Raw genomic sequence first — 23,738 nt, forward strand, 5'->3', positions numbered from 1 at the left:
CGCACCCTCCCCCGTCCACACCCTCCACCGGGTTCGCGTTGTCGCGGCCGGTGGTGGCGGGGGCCGCGGCGCGGGCCCTGGACAAGGAGTCTGGACAATGGAGCGTGCTTTTCCGACGGTGGCCGTGGTCGGCCTGGGCACGATGGGTGCCGGGGTGGCCGTGGCGGTGGCCCGGAGTGGTCGGCGGGTGATCGGCGTCGAGGCCGGGCCCGAGCAGGCGGTGCGGGCGCTGGCCCGGATCGAGGCGGCGACGGCGCGGGCGGTGGAGCGTGAGCGGCTCGGCGCCGAGGAGCGGGCGCAGCTGCTGGCCCGGATCGAGGTCGGCGCGGAGCTGTCCGCGGCCGCGCAGGCGGACCTGGTGATCGAGGAGGTCCCGGAGGACCTCGAGCTGAAGCGGGAGCTGTTCGCCGAGCTGGACCGGATCTGCCCGCCGGAGACGGTGCTGGCGACCGGGACCACCGCGCTGAGCGTGACCCGGATCGCCGCCGCGACCTCGCGGCCGGAGCGGGTGCTGGGCGTGCACTTCTTCAACCCGGTGCACTCGATGAAGCTGGTCGAGGTGGTGCGCACGGTGCTGACCTCCCCTCAGGCGGCCGATCAGGTCGCCGAGTTCGCCCGCGACCTGGGCAAGGAGCCGGTGGCGGCGGGCGACCGGGCCGGGTTCATCGCCAACGGCCTGCTGTTCGCGTACCTGAACCAGGCGGCGGCGATGTTCGAGTCCCGGTACGCGACCCGGGAGGACATCGACGCGGCGATGCGGCTGGGCTGCGGCCTGCCGATGGGGCCGCTGGCGCTGCTGGACCTGATCGGCATCGACACCGCCCGCACCGTGTTGGAGGCGATGTACGAGCAGTCGAAGGACCGCCTGCACGCCCCGGCGCCGATCCTCGGCCAGCTGGTCGCGGCGGGCCTGCTGGGCCGCAAGTCGGGCCGCGGCTTCTACACCTACGAGGGCCCGGGTTCGTCGAAGGTGGTCGCGGAGGCGGCCGCGGCGGCGGAGCAGCGTCCGGCCGGCCGCGAGGTGCGGAGCATCGGCGTGTGCGGCAGCGGCACGATGGCGACCGGCATCGTGGAGGTGTTCGTCAAGGCGGGCCTGCCGGTGCTGCTGGCGGCCCGCAGCCAGGAGAAGGCGGACGCGGCGAAGGCGCAGCTGGCGAGGTCGCTGGAGCGTTCGGTGGCGAAGGGCCGGCTGACCGAGCAGGCCCGGGACGCGGCGCTGGCGCTGGTCACCCCGACCGGCTCGTACCAGGACCTGGCCGAGGTGGACCTGGTGGTCGAGGCGGTGGCCGAGGACCTGGCGGTCAAGCGCGAGCTGTTCGCGGCGCTGGACAAGATCGTCCGGCCGGGCGCGGTGCTGGCCACCACCACCTCCTCGCTGCCGGTGATCTCCTGCGCGACCGCCACCGGGCGGCCGCGGGACGTGGTCGGCATGCACTTCTTCAACCCGGCGCCGGCCATGAAGCTGGTCGAGGTGGTCTCCACGGTGCTCACCGCGGAGGACGTCACCGCGACCGTGCTGGAGCTGTGCGCGAAGGTCCGCAAGCACCCGGTGGAGTGCGGCGACCGGGCCGGTTTCATCGTCAACGCCCTGCTGTTCCCTTACCTGAACGACGCGGTGCGGATGCTGCAGGAGCACTACGCGACGGTGGACGACATCGACACCGCGATGAAGCTCGGCTGCGGCTACCCGATGGGCCCGTTCGAACTGCTGGACGTGGTGGGCCTGGACGTGTCGCTGACCATCGAGCAGGTGCTGCACCAGGAGTTCCGCGAGCCGGGGCTGGCGGCGGCGCCGCTGCTGGAGCACCTGGTGGCGGCGGGCTGCCTGGGCCGCAAGACCGGGCGCGGCTTCCGCGACCACGCACGGCGATGACCGGCCGGCCGACGGGCGCCCAGCCGGGCGCCCAGGGTCCCCGCCAGGGGCCCGCTCCGGTGGTCAACCCGCTTGCCCCGCGGCCTCCTTGGGGGTCGGGGGCGGTCTCCGCGCGGTGGCCGCGGCCGGCCGTGCTGCCGCCCGCGGCGCCGGTACGCCGGGCCAGGCCCGCAGCCGCGGTGCCGGGTGCGTGTAGCGTTCCGAACATGGATCGCCAGACCTCGCCCTCCCAGCAGCAGCCGGCCGCCGGGCCGGACCCGTCGCGGTCGGGGGTGGAGTCCGGGCCGGGCAGCCGCCGGGCCGCCGCCCAGCGACTGCAGATGCGCCAGGACCTGACGGCGGCGGCGATGGAGCTGTTCGCCACGCAGGGCTACGAGGAGACGACGGTCGATCAGATCGCGGCCGCCGCCGGGGTGGCCCGGCGCACCTTCTTCCGGTACTTCCGGTCGAAGGAGGAGGCGATCTTCCCCGACCACGACGACACCCTGGTGCAGGTGGCCGACCTGCTGGCCAGCGCCGAGCCGGAGGAGCACCCGCTGGACGTGGTGTGCCGCGGCATCAAGGAGGTGCTGCGGATGTACGCCTCCACGCCCGAGATGTCGGTGGCCCGCTACCAGCTGATCCGGCAGGTCCCGGCGCTGCGCGAGCGGGAGATCGCGGTGGTCTCCCGGTACGAGCGGCTGTTCACCCGGTACCTGCTGGGCCGGTTCGACGCGGCCGAGCAGACCCCGCCGAGCTGGCAGCGCGGCGGCGACGACGACTCGATGCTGGCGGAGGTGTCGGCGGCTGCGGTGGTCGCGGCCCACAACCACGTGCTGCGGCGCTGGCTGCGGGCGGGCGGCCACGGCGACGTGGAGGCGCAGCTGGACCACTCCTTCGAGGTGATCCGGGGCACCTTCTGGCCGACCCCGCCGAGCGGCGCCCGCCGGCGCGGAACCTCGCTGGCACCCGGTGCCATCGGTGACGGAGGGTCACCAGAGGAGCTGGGAGCAGTGAGCGCACTGAGTGCCAGCCCGGGCGGTGAGGTACTGATCACAGTCGCCCGGACGGACGCACCGCTGGAGCTGGTGGTGGATTCGATCCGAGCCGCCCTGGCGGAGCGGAATCCCGTGTAATCCAGGCGGTTTACGCAGGTCACAGCAGAATCGAAGGCCCGTTCCCGGTTTCGGGAACGGGCCTTCGGTCGTCTCCGGCACACCACCGGAACGCGTGTCGTGGCTCACGCACTCTGGTGGCACCGCGTGTCTTTACGAGTGGCACAGGGTGCCATTACCTTGTTCCCACCGGTCGCGGCGCCGCGGCTCCCCACCTCGGCGCGCCGTCGTCCGGCGTCCCCTACCGAGGGGGCGTAACAGCAGCACCCACGCGACCCACCCAACTCGTCGCACCCGCACCACCCACCCAGACCCTCAAGCCGAAGCCGGTGTCCGCTCCCGGCTCCCCCAGACGCCCTGTGTCCCTCGCACAGGTACGCCTTCGGAGGCAGCCATGCAGGAAATTCTCGCCGCGATCCTCAGCGGCAACGCCACGTCCGCGGACTACGCCGCGCTCGAGCTGCCCGAGTCCTACCGGGCCGTGACGCTCCACAAGGACGAGGAGCAGATGTTCGCCGGCCTCGCCAGCCGCGACAAGGACCCGCGCAAGTCGCTCCACCTGGACGACGTGCCGCTGCCCGAGCTCGGCCCGGGCGAGGCCCTGGTCGCCGTGATGGCCAGCTCCGTCAACTACAACACCGTGTGGAGCTCGATCTTCGAGCCGGTCTCCACCTTCGGGTTCCTGGAGCGCTACGGCCGCCTCTCGCCGCTGACGAACCGTCACGACCTGCCGTACCACGTGCTCGGCTCCGACCTGGCGGGCGTGGTGCTGCGCACCGGCGCCGGGGTCAACGCCTGGAAGCCGGGCGACGAGGTCGTCGCGCACTGCCTCTCGGTCGAGCTGGAGTCCCCGGACGGCCACAACGACACGATGATGGACCCGGAGCAGCGCATCTGGGGCTTCGAGACCAACTTCGGCGGCCTGGCCCAGATCGCCCTGGTGAAGACCAACCAGCTCCTCCCCAAGCCCAAGCACCTGACCTGGGAGGAGGCCGCCTCCCCGGGCCTGGTCAACTCCACCGCCTACCGCCAGCTGGTCTCCCGCAACGGCGCCGGCATGAAGCAGGGCGACAACGTGCTGATCTGGGGCGCCAGCGGCGGCCTCGGCTCGTACGCCACCCAGTACGCGCTGGCCGGCGGCGCCACCCCGATCTGCGTGGTCTCCAGCCCGCAGAAGGCGGACATCTGCCGGGCCATGGGCGCCGAGGCGATCATCGACCGCTCGGCCGAGGGCTACAAGTTCTGGAAGGACGAGAACAACCAGGACCCGCGCGAGTGGAAGCGCCTGGGATCGAAGATCCGCGAGTTCACCGGCGGCGAGGACGTGGACATCGTCTTCGAGCACCCGGGCCGCGAGACCTTCGGCGCCTCGGTGTACGTCACCCGCAAGGGCGGCACCATCGTCACCTGCGCCTCCACCTCCGGGTACATGCACCAGTACGACAACCGCTACCTGTGGATGTCGCTGAAGCGGATCGTCGGCTCGCACTTCGCCAACTACCGCGAGGCCTTCGAGGCCAACCGTCTGGTCGCCAAGGGCAAGATCCACCCGACCCTGTCGAAGGTCTACTCCCTGGAGGAGACCGGCCAGGCCGCCCTCGACGTGCACCACAACAAGCACCAGGGCAAGGTCGGCGTGCTCTGCCTGGCCCCGCAGGAGGGCCTGGGCGTGCGCGACACCGAGCTGCGCGAGCAGCACCTGACCAAGATCAACGCCTTCCGGGACATCTGATGGCCGCTCAGGAACGCGACCGCCCCTGGCTGATGCGCACCTACGCCGGGCACTCCACCGCGAGCGACTCCAACGCGCTCTACCGGCGGAACCTGGCGAAGGGTCAGACCGGCCTGTCGGTCGCGTTCGACCTGCCGACCCAGACCGGCTACGACTCCGACCACGTCCTCGCCCGCGGCGAGGTCGGCCGGGTCGGCGTGCCGGTCGGGCACCTCGGCGACATGCGCACCCTGTTCGACGGCATCCCGCTCGAGCAGACCAACACCTCGATGACCATCAACGCCACCGCCATGTGGCTGCTGGCGCTGTACCAGGTGGTCGCCGAGGAGCAGGGCGCGGACATCGCCAAGCTCACCGGCACCACCCAGAACGACATCGTCAAGGAGTACCTGTCGCGCGGGACGCACGTCTTCCCGCCCGGCCCCTCGGTGCGGCTGATCACCGACATGATCGCCTACACCGTGGCGCACATCCCGAAGTGGAACCCGATCAACATCTGCAGCTACCACCTGCAGGAGGCCGGGGCCACCCCGGTCCAGGAGATCGCCTACTCGATGTGCACCGCGATCGCCGTGCTCGACGCGGTCCGCGACTCCGGGCAGGTCCCGGCCGAGCGGATGGGCGAGGTGGTCGCCCGGATCTCCTTCTTCGTCAACGCGGGCGTCCGCTTCGTCGAGGAGATGTGCAAGATGCGGGCCTTCACCCGGCTGTGGGAGAAGGTCACCCGCGAGCGCTACGGCATCGAGGACGCCAAGCAGCGCCGGTTCCGCTACGGCGTGCAGGTCAACTCGCTCGGCCTGACCGAGGCCCAGCCGGAGAACAACGTCCAGCGCATCGTGCTGGAGATGCTGGCCGTCACGCTGTCCAAGGACGCCCGCGCGCGGGCCGTCCAACTCCCGGCCTGGAACGAGGCGTTGGGCCTGCCGCGGCCGTGGGACCAGCAGTGGTCGCTGCGCATCCAGCAGGTGCTGGCCTACGAGTCGGACCTGCTGGAGTACGGCGACCTGTTCAACGGCTCGCACGTCATCGAGGCGAAGACCGAGGAACTGCTGGCCGGCGCCGAGGCGGAGATCGCCAAGGTGCTGGGGATGGGCGGCGTGATCCCGGCCGTCGAGTCCGGCTACCTGAAGTCCAACCTGGTCGCCTCGCACGCCGAGCGCCGGGCCCGGATCGAGGCCGGCCAGGACAAGATCGTCGGCGTCAACTGCTTCGACACCACCGAGGACAGCCCGCTCACCGCGGACCTGGACACCGCCATCATGGTGGTCGACCCGGCCTCCGAGCGCTCCGTGCTGGAGAACCTGGAGCGCTGGCGCCAGGGGCGCGACGAGGCCGCCGTGCAGACGGCCCTGGCCCGCCTGAAGGAGGTGGCCGTCACCGAGCAGAACCTGATGGACGCCACCCTGGCCTGCGCCCGGGCCGGCGCCACCACCGGCGAGTGGTCCTTCGCACTGCGCGAGGTGTTCGGCGAGTACCGCGCCCCCACCGGGGTCGGCGGCGCGCCGGTCGCGGTCGCCGCCGAGCCGGGCGGCGAACTCGCCGCCGTGCGCGAGGCCGTGGCCGCCACCGCCGCCGAACTCGGCGCCGGGAAGCTGCGCCTGCTGGTCGGCAAGCCCGGCCTGGACGGGCACTCCAACGGCGCCGAGCAGATCGCCGTCCGGGCCCGCGACGCCGGCTTCGAGGTGGTCTACCAGGGCATCCGCCTGACGCCCGAACAGATCGTCTCCGCCGCCGTCGCCGAGGACGTGCACTGCGTCGGACTGTCGATCCTCTCCGGCGCGCACCCCGAGCTTGTGCCCGACGTCATACAGCGGTTGCGCCGGGCCGGGGTGGAGGATGTGCCAGTGATCGTCGGAGGCATCATCCCCAACGCGGACGCCGAGGCCCTCAAGGCCGGCGGAGTCGCCGCCGTGTTCACCCCCAAGGACTTCGGCATCACGACCATCATCGGCCGGATCGTGGACGAGATCCGGCTCGCCAACAGGCTTCAGCCGTGGGCGGCGACCACCGCCGCGACCAGCTGACCGGAAGGAACGACCTCCCTCATGACGACTGTGAACCGACTCCGTCCGCGCCGTTCCTGCCTGGCCGTGCCGGGCAGCAACCCGCGCTTCCTGGAGAAGGCCCAGGGCCTGCCCGCCGACCAGGTCTTCCTCGACCTGGAGGACGCCTGCGCCCCGCTGGTCAAGGAGAGCGCCCGCCACCACATCGTGGACGCCCTGAACAACGGCGACTGGGGCGGCAAGACCAGGGTCGTCCGGGTCAACGACTGGACCACGCACTGGACCTACCGCGACGTCATCACCGTCGTCGAGGGCGCCGGCCAGAACCTCGACTGCATCATGCTGCCGAAGGTCCAGACCGCCGAGCAGGTCAAGGCGCTGGACCTGCTGCTCACCCAGATCGAGAAGACCATGGGCTTCGAGGTCGGCAAGATCGGCATCGAGGCGCAGATCGAGAACGCCAAGGGCCTGATCAACGTCGACGCCATCGCCGAGGCCTCGCCCCGGCTGGAGACCATCATCTTCGGCCCCGCCGACTTCATGGCCTCCATCAACATGAAGTCCCTGGTGGTCGGCGAGCAGCCGCCCGGCTACGGCGCCGACGCCTACCACTACATCCTGATGCGCATCCTGATGGCCGCCCGCGCCAACGACCTGCAGGCCATCGACGGCCCCTACCTGCAGATCCGCAACCAGGAGGGCTACCGCGAGGTCGCCCGCCGCTCCGCCGCCCTCGGCTTCGACGGCAAGTGGGTGCTGCACCCGGACCAGGTCGCCGCCGCGAACGAGATCTACTCGCCCTCGCAGGAGGACTACGACCACGCCGAGCTGATCCTCGACGCCTACGACTGGTGCACCTCCGAGGCCGGCGGCGCCAAGGGCTCCGCGATGCTCGGTGACGAGATGATCGACGAGGCCAGCCGCAAGATGGCCCTGGTCATCGCCGGCAAGGGCCGCGCCGCGGGCATGGAGCGCACCACCAAGTTCGAGATCCCGGGAGCCTGAGCCATGCAGTTCGGACGCACCTACGAGGAGTTCGAGGTCGGCGCGGTCTACAAGCACTGGCCCGGGAAGACCGTCACCGAGTACGACGACCACCTGTTCTGCCTGCTCACCATGAACCACCACCCGCTGCACATGGACGCCAACTACGCGACCACCACCGTGCAGGGCAGGAACGTCGTGGTCGGCAACTACATCTACTCGCTGCTGCTCGGCATGTCCGTCCCGGACGTCTCCGGCAAGGCGATCGCCAACCTGGAGATCGAGTCGCTGCGCCACATCGCGCCGACCTTCCACGGCGACACCATCTACGGCGAGACCGTGGTCCTCGACAAGAACCTCACCTCGAAGCCGGACCGCGGCATCGTCTACGTCGAGACCAAGGGCTACAAGCAGGACGGCACGGTCGTCTGCATCTTCCGCCGCAAGGTGATGGTGCCGACCGAGACGTACAACAAGGAGCGCGGCGGCGAGCAGCCCGGCCGCCCCGAACCGCTCGCCTGAGCCCACCCAGACCCCGGACGGGTAGGCCGCCGTCATCGGCCGTACCCCACCCCGGTCCCGGGGGCTCCGCGGCAGCCACGCGCCGCGGAGCCCCCTCCCCCACCCTCATCCCTCTTGAGCAGTCACGGAGCCGCACGATGGGACGCCTCGCACAGACCGACGGCCTCACCGAGATCCAGCGGGACATCCTCGCCACCGTGCGGGAGTTCGTCGACAAGGAGATCATCCCGGTCGCGACCGAGCTGGAGCACAAGGACGAGTACCCCACCGCCATCGTCGAGGGCATGAAGCAGCTCGGCCTGTTCGGTCTGACCATCCCCGAGGAGTTCGGCGGCCTCGGCGAGTCGCTGCTGACCTACGCCCTGGTGGTCGAGGAGATCGCCCGCGGCTGGATGTCGGTCTCCGGCATCGTCAACACCCACTTCATCGTGGCGCACATGATCAACGCCCACGGCACCCAGGAGCAGAAGGACTACTTCCTCCCGAAGATGGCCGCCGGCGAGCTGCGCGGCGCCTTCTCGATGTCCGAGCCGGGCCTGGGCTCCGACGTCTCCGCGATCTCCACCAAGGGAGTCAAGGACGGGGAGTTCTACGTCCTGAACGGCCAGAAGATGTGGCTGACCAACGGCGGCACCTCGTCCGTGGTCGCGGTGCTGTGCAAGACCGACGAGGGCGGCAACACCCCGTACAAGAACATGACCACCTTCCTGATCGAGAAGACCCCGGGCTTCGGGCCGAACGAGACCGTTCCCGGCCTGACCGTGCCCGGCAAGATCGAGAAGATGGGCTACAAGGGCGTCGACACCACCGAGCTGGTGTTGCAGGACGTCCGCATCCCGGCGGACCGCATCCTCGGCGGGGTCCCCGGCAAGGGCTTCTACCAGATGATGGACGGCGTCGAGGTCGGCCGCGTCAACGTCGCCGCCCGCGGCTGCGGGGTCGCCCGCCGCGCCTTCGAGCTGGGCATCGCCTACGCGCAGCAGCGCACCACCTTCGGCAAGAAGATCGCCGAGCACCAGGCGATCCAGTTCAAGCTCGCCGAGATGGCCACCAAGGTCGAGGCCGCCCACCAGATGATGGTGATGGCCGCCCGCAAGAAGGACAGCGGCCAGCGCAACGACCTGGAAGCCGGCATGGCCAAGTACCTGGCCTCCGAGTACTGCAAGGAGGTCGTCGAGGACACCTTCCGGATCCACGGCGGCTACGGCTTCTCCAAGGAGTACGAGATCGAGCGGCTGTACCGGGAGGCCCCGATGCTGCTGATCGGTGAAGGTACGGCGGAGATCCAGAAGATGATCGTGGGCCGCCGGCTCCTGGAGGAGTACCGGCTCGCGGACTGAGAACGTCCCTCTCCGGTCGGAACGCGGGCGTGCGGGCCCGCCTCCGACACCCCGCCGCGCCGACCGAGGCCTGGTCAGCCGTTCCACGGCCGGCGTGGCGACGGAAGCGGTCGCGGGGCGCGTTTCCCCAGGTACGCGCCCCGCGGCCGCTTCCGCACACCCCGGAATCACCCCCGACACGCTGAGACGTGGGTCACCACGTCCTTGCGAGTCCTTGGGGATCCGCACCCACCCCGGTTACGGTCGTACACATAGCAGGAGCACGACTCATCAGGCAGGCGTAGTTCGACTAGCAGGCGGCTTGCCCAGATACCGGCAGGTCCCGATAGCATCCACCGGGACAGCAGCCGTCCCGACAACTCGATCCCCGCGGTGGCCCCCGTCCAGGGGCCATTCAGTGTCCCCGCGCGGGGCCCGCGACTAAAGGTCCTCGATGCCCATCAGCCCGTCCCCTCACACCTCCGCCCAGGGTCCCGGACCCGAGGGTCGCCGACCCCGCGTGACCATCGCCCGCGGAGCCACCCCTTGGTTCGTTCCCACGCTGGCCACCGCCGCCGTGACGACCGCCCTCACCCGGCGTTCCGGCAAGTGGGCCCTGGCGGCCGTGCCGGCCTGCGCGCTCAGCGCGGGCATGCTGTGGTTCTTCCGCGACCCCGAGCGTGAGATCGGCGCCGGCAGAGTGATCTCCCCCGCCGACGGCGTGGTCCAGTCCATCGACGAGTGGCCGGACGGTCGCACCCGCGTCGCCATCTTCATGAGCCCGCTCAACGTCCACGTCAACCGCGCGCCGCTGGCCGGTGCCGTGACGTCCGTGGAGCACATCGCCGGCGGCTACGTCCCGGCGTTCAACAAGGACAGCGACCGCAACGAGCGCGTCGTGTGGCACTTCGACACCGAGCTCGGCGACATCGAGATGGTGCAGATCGCGGGCGCCGTGGCCCGCCGCATCGTCCCCTACATGGACGCCGGCACCAAGGTCGAGCAGGGCGAACGGGTCGGTCTGATCCGTTTCGGCTCGCGCGTCGACACCTACCTGCCGGCCGGCGTCGAGGTCGGCGTCGAGGTCGGCCAGAAGACCACAGCCGGGGTGACTCGCCTTGACCGTGACTGATCCGGAGACTCTGGTCGGCCTTGCCGACGAAGAGGAGACCGAACTCCGCCGCCGACGCTGGGCCCGGGACCGCGAGCTGCGCGCGCCCCGCTCCCCCCAGCACCTGTCCACCGCCGACTTCCTCACCCTGGGCAACGCCGTCTGCGGCTTCCTGGCGATCTACTCGATCACCACCGGGATCCTCATGCCGCACCTCACCGGCGAGTCCAACACGCCCGTCAAGCACAGCGCCGCCACCGCGGTCACCCTGCTGCTGATCGGTGCGATGTGCGACCTGTTCGACGGCCTGGTGGCGCGCAAGCTGCGCTCCTCCGCGCTGGGCGCGGAGCTCGACAACCTGGCCGACCTGATCAGCTTCGGCATCGCGCCGGCCTACTTCGTCGCGGTCTGGGGCCTGGTCTCGCCCGGCTCCAACCAGCAGCTCTCGGCGTTCATCGCGCTGACCGTGCTGCTCGCCGTGGTGCTGCGGCTGGCCCGCTTCTCGGCCGTCAAGATGCGGCCGGGGATCTTCCAGGGCATGCCCTGCCCGATGGGCGCGATGACGGTCATCGCGATCGTGCTGCTCGACCCGCCGTTCATCCCCGGCCTGCTGATGATCCTCGGCGTGGCCTACCTGATGGTCAGCCGGATCGAGTACCCCAAGCCGCAGGGCCTGCTGGCCACCGCCACGCTGGCCTGGATCGTGGTCTCCATCGGCTGCCTCGCCTCCTGGGCCGCGGGCCTGCCCGGCGGCGACACCCTGATGCACATCGGCGCGGTCGCCCAGATCGCCCTCGCGGCGATGGCTCCGCTGCTGGTCATCCGCCGGAAGGTCGGCCAGAAGGTCGGCGACGTGCGGGCCCGGCGTGCCGAGCGGAACTGCGCGTAGCTGCGGTAGCTGCGGTAGCTGCTCTCACGAAAGCCGCCCACTCCGAGAATTCTCCGGGTGGGCGGCTTTCTGCTGTGCGGTCTTCCGCTTCGCGCAGTTCCCCGCGCCCCTGACGGGGCGCGAACCGAGGCGGGAGCTCAGGCGCCGCCGTTGTGCACGGAGAAGGCGCTGCGGCGGGCGGCGCGGGCGACGGCGGGGTCCGGGTGGACGGAGGCGACGGCGGTCAGGACGCTGGCGGCTCGCGGGTGGCCGGACTGGCGGGCGCGGTGGAACAGGCGGACGGGTTCACCGGCCGAGGCGCCCTCGACGTGGCCGACCAGCAGGTCGGTCTCGCCGTGGTCGAGGACGGCGGCGGCGGTGTCGACCCACAGCCAGGCGGCGTCCTCCGCGCCCAGCACGTCGGCCGGGGACACCCCGCCCTCGTCGAGCTGTTCGGCGAGCCAGAGCAGCGCGTAGGGCCGCAGGACGGCCTCCTCGACGGCGGCGCGGACGCCCTGCTCGGCGGTGGAGCCGGCCACCACCCGGAGGGCCTCGAAGGCGAGGCCGCGCACCAGGGCGTCCTCGCCGCGGGCGGCCTCGAGGAGTTCGGCGACGGCGCGGTCGGCGGGGCGGGCGGCGACCCAGGCGCGGAACTCGGCGCGGGCCGGTCCGGGGGTGTAGTCGGCGCAGGCGCTGAGCAGCTCCACGGCGCTCTGCTCGATGTGCCCGGCGGCGGTCTGCGCGACGGTGCAGATCTCCTCGAGCTTGGCGCGCACCGCCCAGTGGCCGAGCGGGGAGAGTTCGGCGGCCTCGTCCCCGCGGGTGAGCGCGCCGACGGCGGCCAGGCCGTCGAGCATCCAGTCGAGCACGGCGGCGACGTCGGCGGGCGCGTGCGGGGTGTCGATCTGCGGCTCGCGGCAGGTGCCGCGGACCGCGGAGACCGCGGAGGCGGCGTGCGGGACCGGCGAGAGCGGGAAGGTGCCGGGGCCGAGGCGGCGCTCGTCCAGGCCGCGGCGGAGCAGTTCGAGCAGCTCGCTGTCGGCGACCGGCCCGTCCACCAGGTGCAGGAAGGAGAGCAGCTGCGGGGCCTGGTCGACGGCCTGGCCGGCCAGCTGCGCGAAGACGCCGCGCAGCGCCACCGGCGGGACCGGGGCGAGCAGCGTCCAGGCGTCGAACAGCGCGGACCAGCCGCGGACCACCGCCTCGTCGTCGCGCTCCCACGCGTGCAGCCGCCAGCCGGGTCCGGCGCCGCCGTCGCGGAGTTCCACCAGGCCGACCAGCAGGGCCTGGCCCCAGGCGTTGGCGGCGGCGCCGACGGTCATCGCGAGGGCGCGGCCGGCGGCGCGGGCGTCCTCGGGGAGGAGCTCGCCGCGCTTGTCGACCTCGGCGAGCTCGCCGGCCCAGCGCGCGACGCGGACGGCGTCGGCGAGCATCCGGCGGGCCAGCGGGGCGAGTTCGGCGGGCGCGGGGAAGCCGTCCGGGACGGGCACGCGGCCGCGTCCGGGCTTGGCGGGGACCCGGCGTCGGTTGGTGCCGGGTACAGTGCCGTCCGCCCGCCCGGCCGTGCCGGGCAGACGGGTCACCGTCGCACCGGTGCGGATCGGCTGGTGCGGGGCATCACGGTCGCGCGGGTTCCGAGACGTCACGCCGTGCAGTCTTCCCCTTGCACGGGCCTTCTGTCACATCGACTGCCGGGCTGTCTCGGCGCGCTGTCCCAACCGTTCGAACGAAGGGTGGACAAGCCACCGCAAAGCGGGACGGATCGCTCCGTTTTCTGGCATGCACATGAACAATACCGCGCAGCCTGCGAGAACAGGACGCGGTGGCCGGCGTTCCGGTTCCGCCTGGTGATCGCCGTCACGGCGCCGGCCGCCGCCGTCACAGCAGCGGCGTGAGGAAGCGGCGCAGCGCCTCGGTGTAGGCCGCCGGGTCGGCGTTCCACAGGGCGGCGTGTGCGGCGTCCGGGACGGGCTGGAGGCTCACCAGGTCGTCCCGGCTGGTGGCGAGGCGCTGGGCGGCCGCCCAGGGGGCGATCCGGTCAGCGGGGCTGTGCAGCACCAGCGCGGGGGCGGGCAGGTCGGTGCCGGCCGCGATCCGGGCGAAGCCGGCCAGGTCGACGCCGGTGCGGCCCTGCGCGGCGAGCGAGCCGAGTTCGGCGAGAGCCGGGGACGCGCCGCCGCGGGCGCTCTCCCGGCGCATCGTCTCGGTCAGGTCCAGCACCGCCGAGTCCAGCACCAGGCCGGCGATCCGCTCCCGCCAGGTCGAGCGGGCCGCGGTCTGCAGCGCGATGCTCGCCCCGACCGACCAGCCGTACAGCACCACCCGGCCCGCGCCGTGGTCCAGGGCGTGGACGATCGCCGCCTCGACGTCTCGCCACTCGGTCTCGCCGAAGTGCCCCAGGCCGTCCGGGGAGGCGGGCGCGCCCTCGTCGCCGCGGTAGGTGACGGTCAGGGTGGGCAGGCGCAGCGCGTGCAGCAGCGGCAGCACCGGCAGCGCCTGGGTGCGGTCGGCGCCGGGGCCGTGGATCAGCACCACCCAGGTGCCGCGGATCCCGGTGGTGTGCCAGGCCGGGAGCGGGCCGAGCTCGCCGTCGACCGCGGTGTCGGTGAAGTCCAGGCCGGCGGCGGTGCGCGGGTCCCCGATCAGCACCCGCGGGGTGACCCGGACCTCGGTGCCGACGGCCAGGGTGCCGCCGTCGGCCCGCTCCAGCCGCCGCAGGACCCGCTGCTCGCCGCGGTCCAGGACACCGCCGACCACCGCGTGCCCGCCGTCCGGCCACTCCAGCGCGTAGTGCCCGGTCAGCAGGGTCTCCTCGGTCCGGGTCAGCCCGACCCGGCCGGGACCCAGGTCCTGCACCACCACCCGCGTCGCGGCGAACGGCTCCACCTCCCCGGGCCGCACCACCCGGTTCGACACCTTCCTCCCGAGCAGCAGGAACGCCGCCCCGGTCCCTGCTGCGGCGGCTGCGACAACGGCGGCGGTTCCCCAACGCATCGACGGCACTCCCCGGCTGACGGTCCATGGCTACGAGCACCAGTCCACCCGCAGACGCCGCCCCCGGCGACCCGGGACGCGCGAGCGGGTGGTCGGCCGGGGAGCCGACCGCCGGTGACAGCGGGACGGTGCACCGGGAGCGGCCGCGCTCCGGGTCATGCGCGCCGACGAGCCCTCGGCATCGGTTGGCGGGGACCGCCCTCGACGAGGTGGCCGTAGCCGCCGGCCTCCCAGACCAGCGCCCGGAATTCCTGCAGGGTCAGCGCTGTGGCCTCTTCGCCCGACTCGGTGCGGAAGTGGACGGTGCCGCAGCGGGCGCAGTACCAGCCTCGGGACCAGAGCCGCTCGGCAGCCGCCCGACCCGCCAGGAGCCGTTTTCGGGCCGACCGATGCTTGGCCGCGCGGACGAACAGCGCGATCGCCGCCACCAGCGCCAGTGCGGAGATCCAGCCCAGGAAGGCGAAGTCGGGCCGTGGCGAGTCCGCGACCGGAGTGCGGTCGAACGGGTAGTTCTGCGGGTGCGTCGCCGTGGTGCGGTCACTGAACCAGTGGCCGGCGGCGGCGCCTGCGATGAAGGTCCCGATGGACACCAGTCCCAACATCCCCGCGAGACAACCGAGCGGTGACGGCATGGACAAGAGCCCCGGTGCCGGTTCCAGAGCACCCGACAGGGACGTGGTGACACTGCGGGTGACGGTCTCCTCGGGATCGTCGAAACGAGCCGGAGTCGTGATCCTGACGCTGTCCCGCCCGGCGTGGTAGACGGCCGGAACGCCGGCCACCTCGTCGGTGAGTCCGCAGCTCGGGCACGGTTGCAGCAGCGGTGGCCCGGTGTCTTCGATCCTTGCCATGGAACCCCCTGGGTGCGTTCTGCCGGTCGGGCGCGGCCATGCTGACAGACGACGGGGCGAGACGGTGATGATCTGAGCGAAGACTGAGGATCGGCCGTTCGACCGACCCTTGGCACCCGTCCGCTAGGCCGCCAGTTCCTCGGCCAGGAGTTGCCAGAAGCGCGGGGTGACCGGGGGGCGGGGCGGGGGCGGGGTGGCGCCCCAGTGGGTGGGGGTGTGGTGTTCGGACTGGAGGGTGGCGAGGGTGTGTTCGAGGGCTTCGGGGGCGACCGGGACGATGCGGGCGATGGGGCGGAGTTGGGCCTGCCAGCGGCCCTGGACGACCTGGCGGAGGCGGGAGTCGAGTTCGGCGTCGCGGCCGGTGAGGTGGACCAGGGTGCGGAGGTCGACGCCGAGGACGACGGCGAGGGTGTGGGTCTGTTCCTCGTCGCCGGTCCACTTCCCGGTGGCTTCGGCCTTCTGGTAGGTGGCGGGCGCGAGGCCGAGGCGGCGGGCGGCCTGTTCCTGGCTGAGCTCGCGGGCCAGCCGGAAGTCGCGCAGGGTGCGCGGGGCTCCGCCCATGAGCTGGACGGGCGGGCACCAGAGGGTGCGGGCGAGGGCGATGAGCTCCTCTTCGGTGGGGACGATGTGGCCGCTCTCCCAGCCGAGGACGTGGGCGGGCAGCAGGCGGATGCCGTGGGCGGCGAGGCCTTCGGCGACCTGATCGGGTGTCAGGCCGAGGCCGGTCCGGTGGGCCCGGGCCGCGGCGGGGGAGAACGGCACGGGCGGGGCCGGCAGCTGTCTGCGTCGCATGCCCCCTGAACGTACGGGCGGACGGCGGCGGGCCCCACCCGCCGAAGACACGAAGCGGGGCGGGCGGTCCCGGCCGACGACTGGTCGATCGAACGAGAGGGGGGTGGACGAACCGGACGCCGGATCGGACGTAGTGACGGAGCGACAGCCGCTCGGCCGGGAGCGCTCGGACGGCGACCGTGTGTGACCAAACCCTCCGTCACCTCGGTTGACTGGCGGGAAGCGGGCGTGGTGGGATCTTCGGGCCAAACGGAGGTAAGCAGAGGAAGCCGGTGCGAGTCCGGCGCGGTCCCGCCACTGTGACCGGGGAGCCCGATGGGGCGTCCGGGAGTCAGGAGACTCTGGCCTTTCGTTCCGTCGATCCAGGGCGCGGACCCTGAGTGAGGACACGACGCCATGCGGGCTGCCCCGTACCTGGTGGGCGCGGTCGCGGGGTACCTCGCGGACGCCCGGCTGGGCGACCCTCGGCGCGGGCATCCGGTCGCCCTGTTCGGCAGCGCCGCCGCCCGGTTGGAGAAGCGCCTGTGGCGTGACCACCGCGGGGCCGGGGCGGTGCACACCGCGCTCGCCGTGGGCGCGGTCGCCGCGGGCACGGTGCTCGCCGAGCGCGCGGTGCGGCGTTCGCGGCCGGCCGCGGCCGCGCTGACGGCCGCCGCCACCTTCACCGTGCTGGGCGGGACGTCGCTGACCCGGGAGGCGCGGACCGTCGGACGGTCGTTGGCGGCCGGGGATCTGACGGCGGCTCGGGAGCGTCTCCCCCACCTGTGCGGACGCGACCCCTCCGGCCTGGACGAGCAGCAGGTGGCCCGGGCGGTGGTGGAGTCGGTCGCCGAGAACACCGCGGACGCCGTGGTGAACGCCCTGGTGTGGGGCGGACTGGCGGGCGCCCCGGGGTTGTTGGCGTTCCGTGCGGTCAACACGCTGGACGCGATGGTGGGCCACAGGTCCGCGCGGTACCGCCGTTTCGGCTGGGCCGCGGCGCGGCTGGACGACGTCGCGGGCTGGCCGGGTGCCCGGCTCACCGCGCTGCTGACGGTCGCCGCCTCGGGCGCCCCGGGCCGGACCTGGCGGGTCTGGCGGCGGGACGGCTCCGCCCACCCGAGCCCGAACGCCGGGCAGGCCGAGTCGGCGTTCGCGGGCGCGCTCGGCGTCCGCCTCGGCGGGACGCTGCAGTACGGCGAGCGGGTCGAGCACCGGCCGGTCCTGGGCGCGGAGCTCCCCCCGGTCGGCGTCGCGGACATCGAACGGGCCTGCCGGCTGTCGCGGCGGGTGGGGGCCCTGGCGCTGGGGGTCACCGTCGCCGCGCGGGCCGTGGCGCTGTCGCGCCCCCGGGGTGCGTTCTCCTCTTCCTCTCTCCCCTCCGAAGGAGCCCGCCCGTGAACGGCGCGTTGCTGGTCGCCGGTACGACGTCCGATGCCGGGAAGAGCGTGGTCACCGCGGGGATCTGCCGGTGGCTGTCCCGGCAGGGGGTGCGGGTGGCGCCGTTCAAGGCGCAGAACATGTCGTTGAACTCGTTCGTGACGGCCGACGGGGCGGAGATCGGCCGGGCGCAGGCGATGCAGGCGCAGGCGGCGGGGGTGGAGCCGGAGGCGGCGATGAACCCGGTGCTGCTGAAGCCGGGGGCGGACGGGCGCAGCCAGGTGGTGCTGCTCGGGCGGGCCGTCGCGGAGGTCGGGGCGCTGGACTACCGGGAGCGCAAACCGGTGCTGCTGGAGCGGTCGTTGGAGTGCCTGGCGGACCTGCGGTCGCGGTTCGACGTGGTGGTCTGCGAGGGCGCGGGCTCCCCGGCGGAGATCAACCTGCGGGACCGGGACATCGCCAACATGGGCCTGGCGTCGGCGGCGCGGCTGCCGGTCGTGGTGGTCGGCGACATCGACCGCGGCGGGGTGTTCGCGTCGATGTTCGGCACCCTGGCGCTGCTGTCCGCGGAGGACCAGGCGCTGATCTCGGGCTGGATCGTCAACAAGTTCCGCGGCGACGCCCGGCTGCTCGCGCCGGGGCTGGAGATGCTGCGGCAGTTGACGGGCCGTCCGGTGCTGGGGACGTTCCCGATGCTGTCGGGGCTGTGGCTGGACGCCGAGGACTCGCTGGACCTGGCGTCGGTGGCGCAGCGCCCGCCGGTGGCCGGGCCGGCCGGGGCGGAGGTGCTGCGGGTCGCGGTGGTGCGGCTGCCCCGGCTGTCGAACTTCACGGACGTGGACGCGCTGGCCCAGGAGCCGGGGGTGCTGGTCCGCTGGGCGACCCGGCCGGAGGAGCTGGCGGACGCCGACCTGGTGGTGCTGCCGGGGACCCGAGCGACCGTGGCGGACCTGGCGTGGCTGCGCGCGCAGGGGCTGGCCGAGCCGCTGGCGGCGCGCGCCGCGGAGGGCCGGCCGGTGCTCGGGGTGTGCGGCGGCTACCAGATGCTGGGCCGTCGGATCGTGGACACCGTCGAGTCGGGCGCGGGCGCGGTGGACGGGCTGGGGCTGCTGCCGACCCGGGTGGTGTTCGGGCGGGAGAAGGTGTTGGCCCGTCCGGTCGGGGTGGCGTTGGGCGAACGCGTGGAGGGGTACGAGATCCACCACGGGGTGGTGGCGGTGGAGGGCGGCGAGGTGTTCGTCGCGGGGCCGGACGGATCGGCCCTGGACGGCTGCCGGGTGGGCTCGGTGTGGGGGACGACCTGGCACGGGGTGTTGGAGAACGACGCGTTCCGGCGGGTGTTCCTGCGCGAGGTGGCGCGGGCGGCCGGGCGGGCGTTCACGCCGTCGCCGGACACCTCGTTCGCCGCGGCGCGCGAGCGCCGGTTGGACGCGCTGGGTGATCTGGTGGCGGAGCACGCCGACACCGACGCGCTGTGGAAGCTGATCGAGAACGGGGCGCCGGCGGGTCTGCCGTTCGTGCCGCCCGGGGCTCCGGCCCCGGTGGAGATGGAGGGTGCCAAGTGAGCGAACTGACCGATGCCCGTTACCCGTTCACCGCGATCGTGGGGATGGACGACCTGCGGCTGGGGCTGCTGCTGAACGCGGTGTCACCGGCCGTGGGCGGGGTGCTGGTGCGGGGTGAGAAGGGCACCGCGAAGTCCACCATGGTGCGCGCGCTGGCGGGGCTGCTGCCGTCGATCGCCACCGTGCCGGGGTGCCGCTTCGCCTGCGACCCGGCGTCGCCGGACCCGCAGTGCCCGGACGGGCCGCACGACGGCGCGGCGGTGAGCGACCGCCCGGCGTACCTGGTGGAGCTGCCGGTTGGCGTCTCCGAGGACCGGGTGGTCGGCTCGCTGGACCTGGAGCGGGCGCTCGCGGAGGGCGTGAAGGCGTACGAGCCGGGCCTGTTGGCGAAGGCGCACCGGGGTGTGCTGTACATCGACGAGGTGAACCTGCTGCAGGACCACCTGGTGGACCTGCTGCTGGACGCGGCGGCGATGGGCCGGTCCTACGTGGAGCGCGAGGGCGTGTCGGTGCGGCACGCCGCGCGGTTCCTGCTGGTCGGGACGATGAACCCGGAGGAGGGCGAGCTGCGGCCGCAGCTGCTGGACCGGTTCGGCCTGACCGTGGAGATCGCGGCGACCCGGGACGCGGACCAGCGGGCCGAGGTGGTGCGCCGCCGGCTGGCGTACGACGCCGACCCGGCGGGCTTCGCGGCGCGGTACGCCGAGCCGGAGCGGGAGCTCGCGCTGCGGATCACCACCGCCCGGGAGCTGCTGCCGAGCGTCGAGCTGTCGGACCTGGCGCTGCGTCAGATCACCGCGGTCTGCGCGGCGTTCGAGGTGGACGGGCTGCGGGCGGACATCGTGATGGCGCGCGCCGCGGTGGCGCTGGCCGCCTGGGCGGGGCGTACCGAGGTGCTGGAGGAGGACGTCCGCAAGGCCGCGCAGCTGGCGCTGCCGCACCGGCGGCGGCGCAACCCGTTCGACGCGCCGGGGCTGGACGAGGAGCAGCTGGACCGGACGCTGGCCGAGCACGCGCCGGAGGAGGGCCCGGAGGACGACGGCCCGGAGCCGGACGGCGGACCGGACGGGGGTGACGGCGGCGGTCCGGGCGGCGGTGCGCCGGAGCCGAACGAGCCCGCCGCGCCCGAGGGTTCGGCCGATCCGTCGGAGCCGTCCGAGCAGCAGCCCGCCGCGCCGCCGAAGCAACGGCCGGGCGGGGCACGGGAGTCGGCGCCGGTGGCGGCCGACCAGCCGTACCGGACGCAGCTGTTCAAGGTGGAGGGGACCGGGCGAGGCGCGCAGGGGCGCCGCTCCCCCGCGGAGACCGACGGCGGGCACACCATCCGGGCGCGCCGCCCGCAGGGGCGGCTGGCGCGGCTGCACCTGAGCGCGACGCTGCGGGCCGCGGCGCCGCACCAGGTGGCGCGCGGGCGGGACGGGCGGGCGCTGCTGGTGCGCCGCGACGACCTGCGCGAACAGGTGCGCCGGGGGCGGGAGTCGAACCTGGTGCTGTTCGTGGTGGACGCCTCCGGGTCGATGGCGGCGCGGCAGCGGATGACGGCGGTGAAGGGCGCGGTGCTCTCGCTGCTGATGGACGCCTACCAGCGGCGCGACAAGATCGGCATGGTGACCTTCCGCGGCGCCGGCGCGGAGCTGGCGCTGCCGCCGACCTCCTCGGTGGAGGTCGGCGCGGCCCGGCTGGAGCAACTGCCCACCGGCGGGCGGACCCCGCTGGCGGCCGGCCTGCTGCGGGCGCAGGAGGTGCTGCGGGTGGAGCGGCTGCGCGACCCGGACCGCCGTCCGCTGCTGGTGGTGGTGACCGATGGCCGGGCCACCGGGGCGAAGGACGCGCTGGACCAGGCGCGCCGCGCGGCGGGCCTGCTGGCGGCGCAGGGCGTGGCCGCGGTGGTGCTGGACTGCGAGTCGGGTCCGGTCCGCCTGGGCCTGGCCCGGGAGTTGGCGGGCCGGCTGCGCGCGGACGCCGTGACCCTGGACGAACTGCGGGCCGAGGGCGTGGCCTCGCTGGTCCGCGACACCCGTACGACGATGCGAAAGGCGGCCTGAGCCGATGCCCAAGGGAGTTGCCGAGAACGTCCCCGACGACGGTCTGACGACGCGTCAGCGGCGGACCCAGCCGATCACCGCGGTGCACACCGGGCCGGGGAAGGGGAAGTCCACCGCGGCGTTCGGGATGGCGCTGCGGGCCTGGAACCAGGGCTGGCCGATCGGGGTGTTCCAGTTCGTCAAGTCGGCTAAGTGGAAGGTCGGCGAGGAGAACGCGCTGCGGGTGCTCGGCGAGTCCGGGCAGGGCGGCACGGTGGCCTGGCACAAGATGGGCTCGGGCTGGTCGTGGGTGCAGCGCGACATCGAGTCCTCGGAGGAGGCGGCGAAGGAGGGCTGGGAGCAGGTCAAGCGCGACCTCGCCGCCGAGACCTACCGCTTCTACGTGCTGGACGAGTTCACCTACCCGCTGCACTGGGGCTGGATCGACGTGGACGAGGTGGTGGCGGTGCTGCGCGACCGCCCGGGCAGCCAGCACGTGGTGGTGACCGGCCGCAACGCGCCCGCGCAGCTCGTCGAACTCGCGGACCTGGTCACCGAGATGACCAAGGAGAAGCACCCCATGGACGCCGGCCGCAAGGGCCAGCGCGGTATCGAGTGGTAGAGCGTTGAACAGCACCCCCCGGATCGTCGTCGCCGCCCCGTCCTCCGGGGCGGGCAAGACCACCGTCGCCACCGGCCTGATCGCCGCGCTCACCGCGCGGGGCCTGCGGGTCTCCCCGCACAAGGTCGGCCCGGACTACATCGACCCCGGCTACCACGCGCTGGCCTCCGGCCGGCCGGGCCGCAACCTGGACGCCTGGATGAGCGGCCCGGAGCGGATCGCCCCGCTGTTCGCGCACGGCGCGGCCGGCGCGGACGTGGCGGTGGTCGAGGGCGTGATGGGCCTGTACGACGGGGCGGCCGGGCGGGGCGAGTTGGCGTCCACCGCGCAGGTCGCCAAGCTGCTGCGGGCGCCCGTGGTGCTGGTGGTGGACGCCTCCTCGCAGTCCCGGTCGGTGGCGGCGCTGGTGCACGGCTTCGCCTCCTGGGACCCCGAGGTGCGGCTGGCCGGGGTGATCCTCAACAAGGTGGCCTCGGACCGGCACGAGACGCTGCTGCGCGAGGCGTTGGAGGAGGGCTCCGGGGTGCCGGTGCTCGGTGCGGTGCGGCGGGCGCAGGCGGTGGACACGCCGTCCCGGCACCTGGGCCTGGTGCCGGCGGTGGAGCGCTCCGCGGAGGCGCTGCGCGCGGTCCGCGAGATGGGCGAACTGGTCGCCGCCTCGGTGGACCTGGACGCCGTGCTGGCACTGGCTCGGTCCGCACCGCCGCTGGCCGCCGAGGCCTGGGAGGCGGCCGCCGAGGTCGCCGGGCTCGACGGCCCGCGCCCGCGGATCGCGCTGGCGGGCGGCGCGGCGTTCTCCTTCTCGTACGCGGAGAACGCCGAACTGCTGGCCGCCGCCGGAGCGGAGGTGGTCGCCTTCGACCCGCTGCACGACGAGGCGCTGCCGGAGCGGACCGCGGCGCTGGTGATCGGCGGCGGCTTCCCGGAGGTGTACGTCTCCGAGCTGAGCGCCAACGCGGCGCTGCGGGCCTCGATCGCGGAGCTGGCCGCGAGCGGCGCCCCGGTGGTCGGCGAGTGCGCCGGACTGCTGTACCTGGGGCGGGAGTTGGACGGCCTGCCGATGTGCGGGGTGCTGGACGCCACCGCCCGGATGACGCCCCGGCTGACCCTCGGCTACCGGGAGGCGGTGGCGCTGGCCGACTCGCCGCTGGCCGTCGCGGGCACCCGGGTGCGCGGCCACGAGTTCCACCGCACCGCCACCGACCCGGCCGCGGGCCCCTCCCCCGCCTGGGCCTGGCGCACCCCCGCCGGCCCGCACACCGAGGGCCACCTGCAGGGCTCGGTCCACGCCTCGTACCTGCACCTGCACTGGACCGGCGCCCCCGAGCTCCCCGCCCGGCTGGTCCGGCACGCCGCCGCGTACGCCGCGCGGTCCATCGACTGACGGGCCAGGGTGCGCCCGCCGGCGGTGAACTCCACCCCGCCCTGACCGCCCGTCAGTTCGGGCCGGGCAGGGCGGTGGCACGGCGCCTCGGCGGGCTCGACGGGCTGCCCTCGAGCCCGAACCACACCACGGCCTCCTGCAGTTCGCCGCCGTACGAGATCCACTCCAGTTCGTCGGCCCCGTCGAACAGCTCGGGCCGCAAACCACCACCGCCGGGGGCAGCCGGATCCACCCGTAGCCGGTCTCCCGCACCAGCGCGAGCGCCCAGGAGAGCTTCGGGGACCAGGACTCCGGGTCGAACCGCCCGTCCGGGCCGGGGCGGCGCATCAGGTCGACGAAGACCGCCTCGCCCGCCCGGCGACGTCCTCGGGGATGCCGGCCTCCGGGTAGAGCATCGGGCTCCACCACACGTTCCGGTTCTCCAGCGCGAGCGCGACCGCCAACGGGTCCTCGTCGTACGCCTCGGTGTAGTGCGATCCGGCCAGCACCTGCCATTCAAACAGCGCGACGATCACGCGGCTCCGGCCGGTGCCCGGGAACGTCGAAGGGCCGCCCCGGCCGGGGCGGCCCTGCGGAGCGGGGGGGGGCGGGGCCGTAGGTGGGTGGGTTGGCGCGAGGTGGGGGGGGGGGGGGGCGGGCGC

Annotated in this window: 20 protein-coding genes and 1 riboswitch; of the genes, 14 read left to right on the plus strand and 6 right to left on the minus strand. The window is 73.4% G+C overall.

Translation table 11 applies throughout. The features are described from left to right. The first annotated feature begins 97 nt into the window (after positions 1 to 97). The 9 genes from AB0K51_RS18240 (at position 98) to AB0K51_RS18280 (ending at position 11,527) form a co-directional block, all read left to right on the plus strand. Positions 98 to 1,873, plus strand: a complete 1,776-nt coding sequence (locus AB0K51_RS18240) for a 3-hydroxybutyryl-CoA dehydrogenase (RefSeq protein WP_363456052.1) — start codon at positions 98 to 100, stop codon at positions 1,871 to 1,873. A 206-nt stretch (positions 1,874 to 2,079) separates the two neighbouring features. Continuing rightward, positions 2,080 to 2,988, plus strand: coding sequence for a TetR family transcriptional regulator (locus AB0K51_RS18245; protein ID WP_363456054.1), 909 nt, complete (start codon positions 2,080 to 2,082; stop codon positions 2,986 to 2,988). Positions 2,989 to 3,361: 373 nt separating this feature from the next. Beyond that, entirely contained in the window at positions 3,362 to 4,699 is a 1,338-nt protein-coding gene (gene ccrA, locus AB0K51_RS18250) for a crotonyl-CoA carboxylase/reductase (protein WP_363456057.1), read from the plus strand. Beyond that, on the plus strand, positions 4,699 to 6,723 hold the full coding sequence (locus tag AB0K51_RS18255; RefSeq protein ID WP_363456060.1) for a protein meaA: 2,025 nt from the start codon (positions 4,699 to 4,701) through the stop codon (positions 6,721 to 6,723). The genes ccrA and AB0K51_RS18255 overlap by 1 nt, the downstream gene beginning before the upstream one ends. Positions 6,724 to 6,744: 21 nt before the next feature. Further along, a complete protein-coding gene (locus tag AB0K51_RS18260) occupies positions 6,745 to 7,707 on the plus strand; it encodes a CoA ester lyase (RefSeq protein WP_363456062.1) in 963 nt (320 codons plus the stop codon). Between the two features lie 3 nt (positions 7,708 to 7,710). Continuing rightward, complete coding sequence (locus AB0K51_RS18265; protein WP_363456065.1) at positions 7,711 to 8,208, plus strand: MaoC family dehydratase; 498 nt, start codon at positions 7,711 to 7,713, stop codon at positions 8,206 to 8,208. Positions 8,209 to 8,345: 137 nt separating this feature from the next. Further along, entirely contained in the window at positions 8,346 to 9,548 is a 1,203-nt protein-coding gene (locus AB0K51_RS18270) for an acyl-CoA dehydrogenase family protein (RefSeq protein ID WP_363456068.1), read from the plus strand. A 433-nt stretch (positions 9,549 to 9,981) separates the two neighbouring features. Further along, the gene (locus AB0K51_RS18275) at positions 9,982 to 10,659 is read left to right on the plus strand and encodes a phosphatidylserine decarboxylase (protein WP_363456071.1); all 678 of its coding nucleotides are present in this window, start codon (positions 9,982 to 9,984) and stop codon (positions 10,657 to 10,659) included. Beyond that, the gene (locus AB0K51_RS18280; protein WP_363456074.1) at positions 10,646 to 11,527 is read left to right on the plus strand and encodes a CDP-alcohol phosphatidyltransferase family protein; all 882 of its coding nucleotides are present in this window, start codon (positions 10,646 to 10,648) and stop codon (positions 11,525 to 11,527) included. The genes AB0K51_RS18275 and AB0K51_RS18280 overlap by 14 nt, the downstream gene beginning before the upstream one ends. A gap of 137 nt (positions 11,528 to 11,664) precedes the next feature. On the opposite strand, the gene AB0K51_RS18285 is transcribed toward AB0K51_RS18280, so the two are convergent. The 4 genes from AB0K51_RS18285 to AB0K51_RS18300 all read right to left on the minus strand — a co-directional run bounded on the left by AB0K51_RS18285 (position 11,665) and on the right by AB0K51_RS18300 (position 16,143). Then, complete coding sequence (locus AB0K51_RS18285) at positions 11,665 to 13,152, minus strand: hypothetical protein (RefSeq protein ID WP_363456076.1); 1,488 nt, start codon at positions 13,150 to 13,152, stop codon at positions 11,665 to 11,667. Between the two features lie 232 nt (positions 13,153 to 13,384). Further along, positions 13,385 to 14,500 carry an alpha/beta hydrolase gene (locus AB0K51_RS18290; RefSeq protein ID WP_363456079.1) on the minus strand — a complete coding sequence of 372 codons (1,116 nt, stop codon included), beginning with the start codon at positions 14,498 to 14,500 and terminating at the stop codon, positions 13,385 to 13,387. Positions 14,501 to 14,655: 155 nt separating this feature from the next. Then, on the minus strand, positions 14,656 to 15,351 hold the full coding sequence (locus tag AB0K51_RS18295; RefSeq protein ID WP_363456082.1) for a hypothetical protein: 696 nt from the start codon (positions 15,349 to 15,351) through the stop codon (positions 14,656 to 14,658). A 123-nt stretch (positions 15,352 to 15,474) separates the two neighbouring features. Next, a complete protein-coding gene (locus AB0K51_RS18300) occupies positions 15,475 to 16,143 on the minus strand; it encodes a helix-turn-helix transcriptional regulator (protein WP_363456085.1) in 669 nt (222 codons plus the stop codon). 261 nt (positions 16,144 to 16,404) lie between these two features. Next, positions 16,405 to 16,485: riboswitch (cobalamin riboswitch) on the plus strand. Between the two features lie 54 nt (positions 16,486 to 16,539). Between AB0K51_RS18300 and AB0K51_RS18305 the strand changes: the two genes are divergently transcribed. Genes AB0K51_RS18305 through AB0K51_RS18325 form a run of 5 tightly spaced genes read left to right on the plus strand, consistent with a single transcriptional unit; the run spans position 16,540 to position 23,097 of the window. Then, positions 16,540 to 17,523, plus strand: coding sequence for a cobalamin biosynthesis protein (locus AB0K51_RS18305; RefSeq protein ID WP_363456088.1), 984 nt, complete (start codon positions 16,540 to 16,542; stop codon positions 17,521 to 17,523). After that, positions 17,520 to 19,067 (plus strand): cobyric acid synthase, encoded by a 1,548-nt coding sequence (locus AB0K51_RS18310; RefSeq protein ID WP_363456091.1) that lies wholly within the window; start codon positions 17,520 to 17,522, stop codon positions 19,065 to 19,067. The genes AB0K51_RS18305 and AB0K51_RS18310 overlap by 4 nt, the downstream gene beginning before the upstream one ends. 44 nt (positions 19,068 to 19,111) lie before the next feature. After that, on the plus strand, positions 19,112 to 21,112 hold the full coding sequence (locus AB0K51_RS18315) for a putative cobaltochelatase (RefSeq protein ID WP_363456110.1): 2,001 nt from the start codon (positions 19,112 to 19,114) through the stop codon (positions 21,110 to 21,112). A gap of 4 nt (positions 21,113 to 21,116) precedes the next feature. Next, positions 21,117 to 21,713, plus strand: coding sequence for a cob(I)yrinic acid a,c-diamide adenosyltransferase (gene cobO / locus AB0K51_RS18320; RefSeq protein ID WP_363456094.1), 597 nt, complete (start codon positions 21,117 to 21,119; stop codon positions 21,711 to 21,713). 4 nt (positions 21,714 to 21,717) lie between these two features. Then, entirely contained in the window at positions 21,718 to 23,097 is a 1,380-nt protein-coding gene (locus tag AB0K51_RS18325; protein WP_363456097.1) for a cobyrinate a,c-diamide synthase, read from the plus strand. Between the two features lie 52 nt (positions 23,098 to 23,149). Here AB0K51_RS18325 and AB0K51_RS18330 read toward each other — a convergent pair whose 3' ends face one another. Both AB0K51_RS18330 and AB0K51_RS18335 read right to left on the minus strand, forming a co-directional pair. Further along, entirely contained in the window at positions 23,150 to 23,299 is a 150-nt protein-coding gene (locus tag AB0K51_RS18330) for a hypothetical protein (RefSeq protein WP_363456099.1), read from the minus strand. Positions 23,300 to 23,423: 124 nt separating this feature from the next. Next, entirely contained in the window at positions 23,424 to 23,612 is a 189-nt protein-coding gene (locus AB0K51_RS18335; protein ID WP_363456102.1) for a hypothetical protein, read from the minus strand. Positions 23,613 to 23,738: the final 126 nt, after the last annotated feature.

This window comes from Kitasatospora sp. NPDC049285 (assembly GCF_040678815.1).
Lineage (GTDB): Bacteria > Actinomycetota > Actinomycetes > Streptomycetales > Streptomycetaceae > Kitasatospora.

Coding starts and splice junctions, on each gene's coding strand:
- AB0K51_RS18240 (WP_363456052.1), top strand. CDS start 98: ATGGAGCGTGCTTTTCCGACGGTGGCCGTGGTCGGCCTGGGCACGATG.
- AB0K51_RS18245 (WP_363456054.1), top strand. CDS start 2,080: ATGGATCGCCAGACCTCGCCCTCCCAGCAGCAGCCGGCCGCCGGGCCG.
- ccrA (WP_363456057.1), top strand. CDS start 3,362: ATGCAGGAAATTCTCGCCGCGATCCTCAGCGGCAACGCCACGTCCGCG.
- AB0K51_RS18255 (WP_363456060.1), top strand. CDS start 4,699: ATGGCCGCTCAGGAACGCGACCGCCCCTGGCTGATGCGCACCTACGCC.
- AB0K51_RS18260 (WP_363456062.1), top strand. CDS start 6,745: ATGACGACTGTGAACCGACTCCGTCCGCGCCGTTCCTGCCTGGCCGTG.
- AB0K51_RS18265 (WP_363456065.1), top strand. CDS start 7,711: ATGCAGTTCGGACGCACCTACGAGGAGTTCGAGGTCGGCGCGGTCTAC.
- AB0K51_RS18270 (WP_363456068.1), top strand. CDS start 8,346: ATGGGACGCCTCGCACAGACCGACGGCCTCACCGAGATCCAGCGGGAC.
- AB0K51_RS18275 (WP_363456071.1), top strand. CDS start 9,982: ATGCCCATCAGCCCGTCCCCTCACACCTCCGCCCAGGGTCCCGGACCC.
- AB0K51_RS18290 (WP_363456079.1), bottom strand. CDS start 14,500: ATGCGTTGGGGAACCGCCGCCGTTGTCGCAGCCGCCGCAGCAGGGACC.
- AB0K51_RS18295 (WP_363456082.1), bottom strand. CDS start 15,351: ATGGCAAGGATCGAAGACACCGGGCCACCGCTGCTGCAACCGTGCCCG.
- AB0K51_RS18300 (WP_363456085.1), bottom strand. CDS start 16,143: ATGCGACGCAGACAGCTGCCGGCCCCGCCCGTGCCGTTCTCCCCCGCC.
- AB0K51_RS18305 (WP_363456088.1), top strand. CDS start 16,540: ATGCGGGCTGCCCCGTACCTGGTGGGCGCGGTCGCGGGGTACCTCGCG.
- AB0K51_RS18315 (WP_363456110.1), top strand. CDS start 19,112: ATGGACGACCTGCGGCTGGGGCTGCTGCTGAACGCGGTGTCACCGGCC.
- cobO (WP_363456094.1), top strand. CDS start 21,117: ATGCCCAAGGGAGTTGCCGAGAACGTCCCCGACGACGGTCTGACGACG.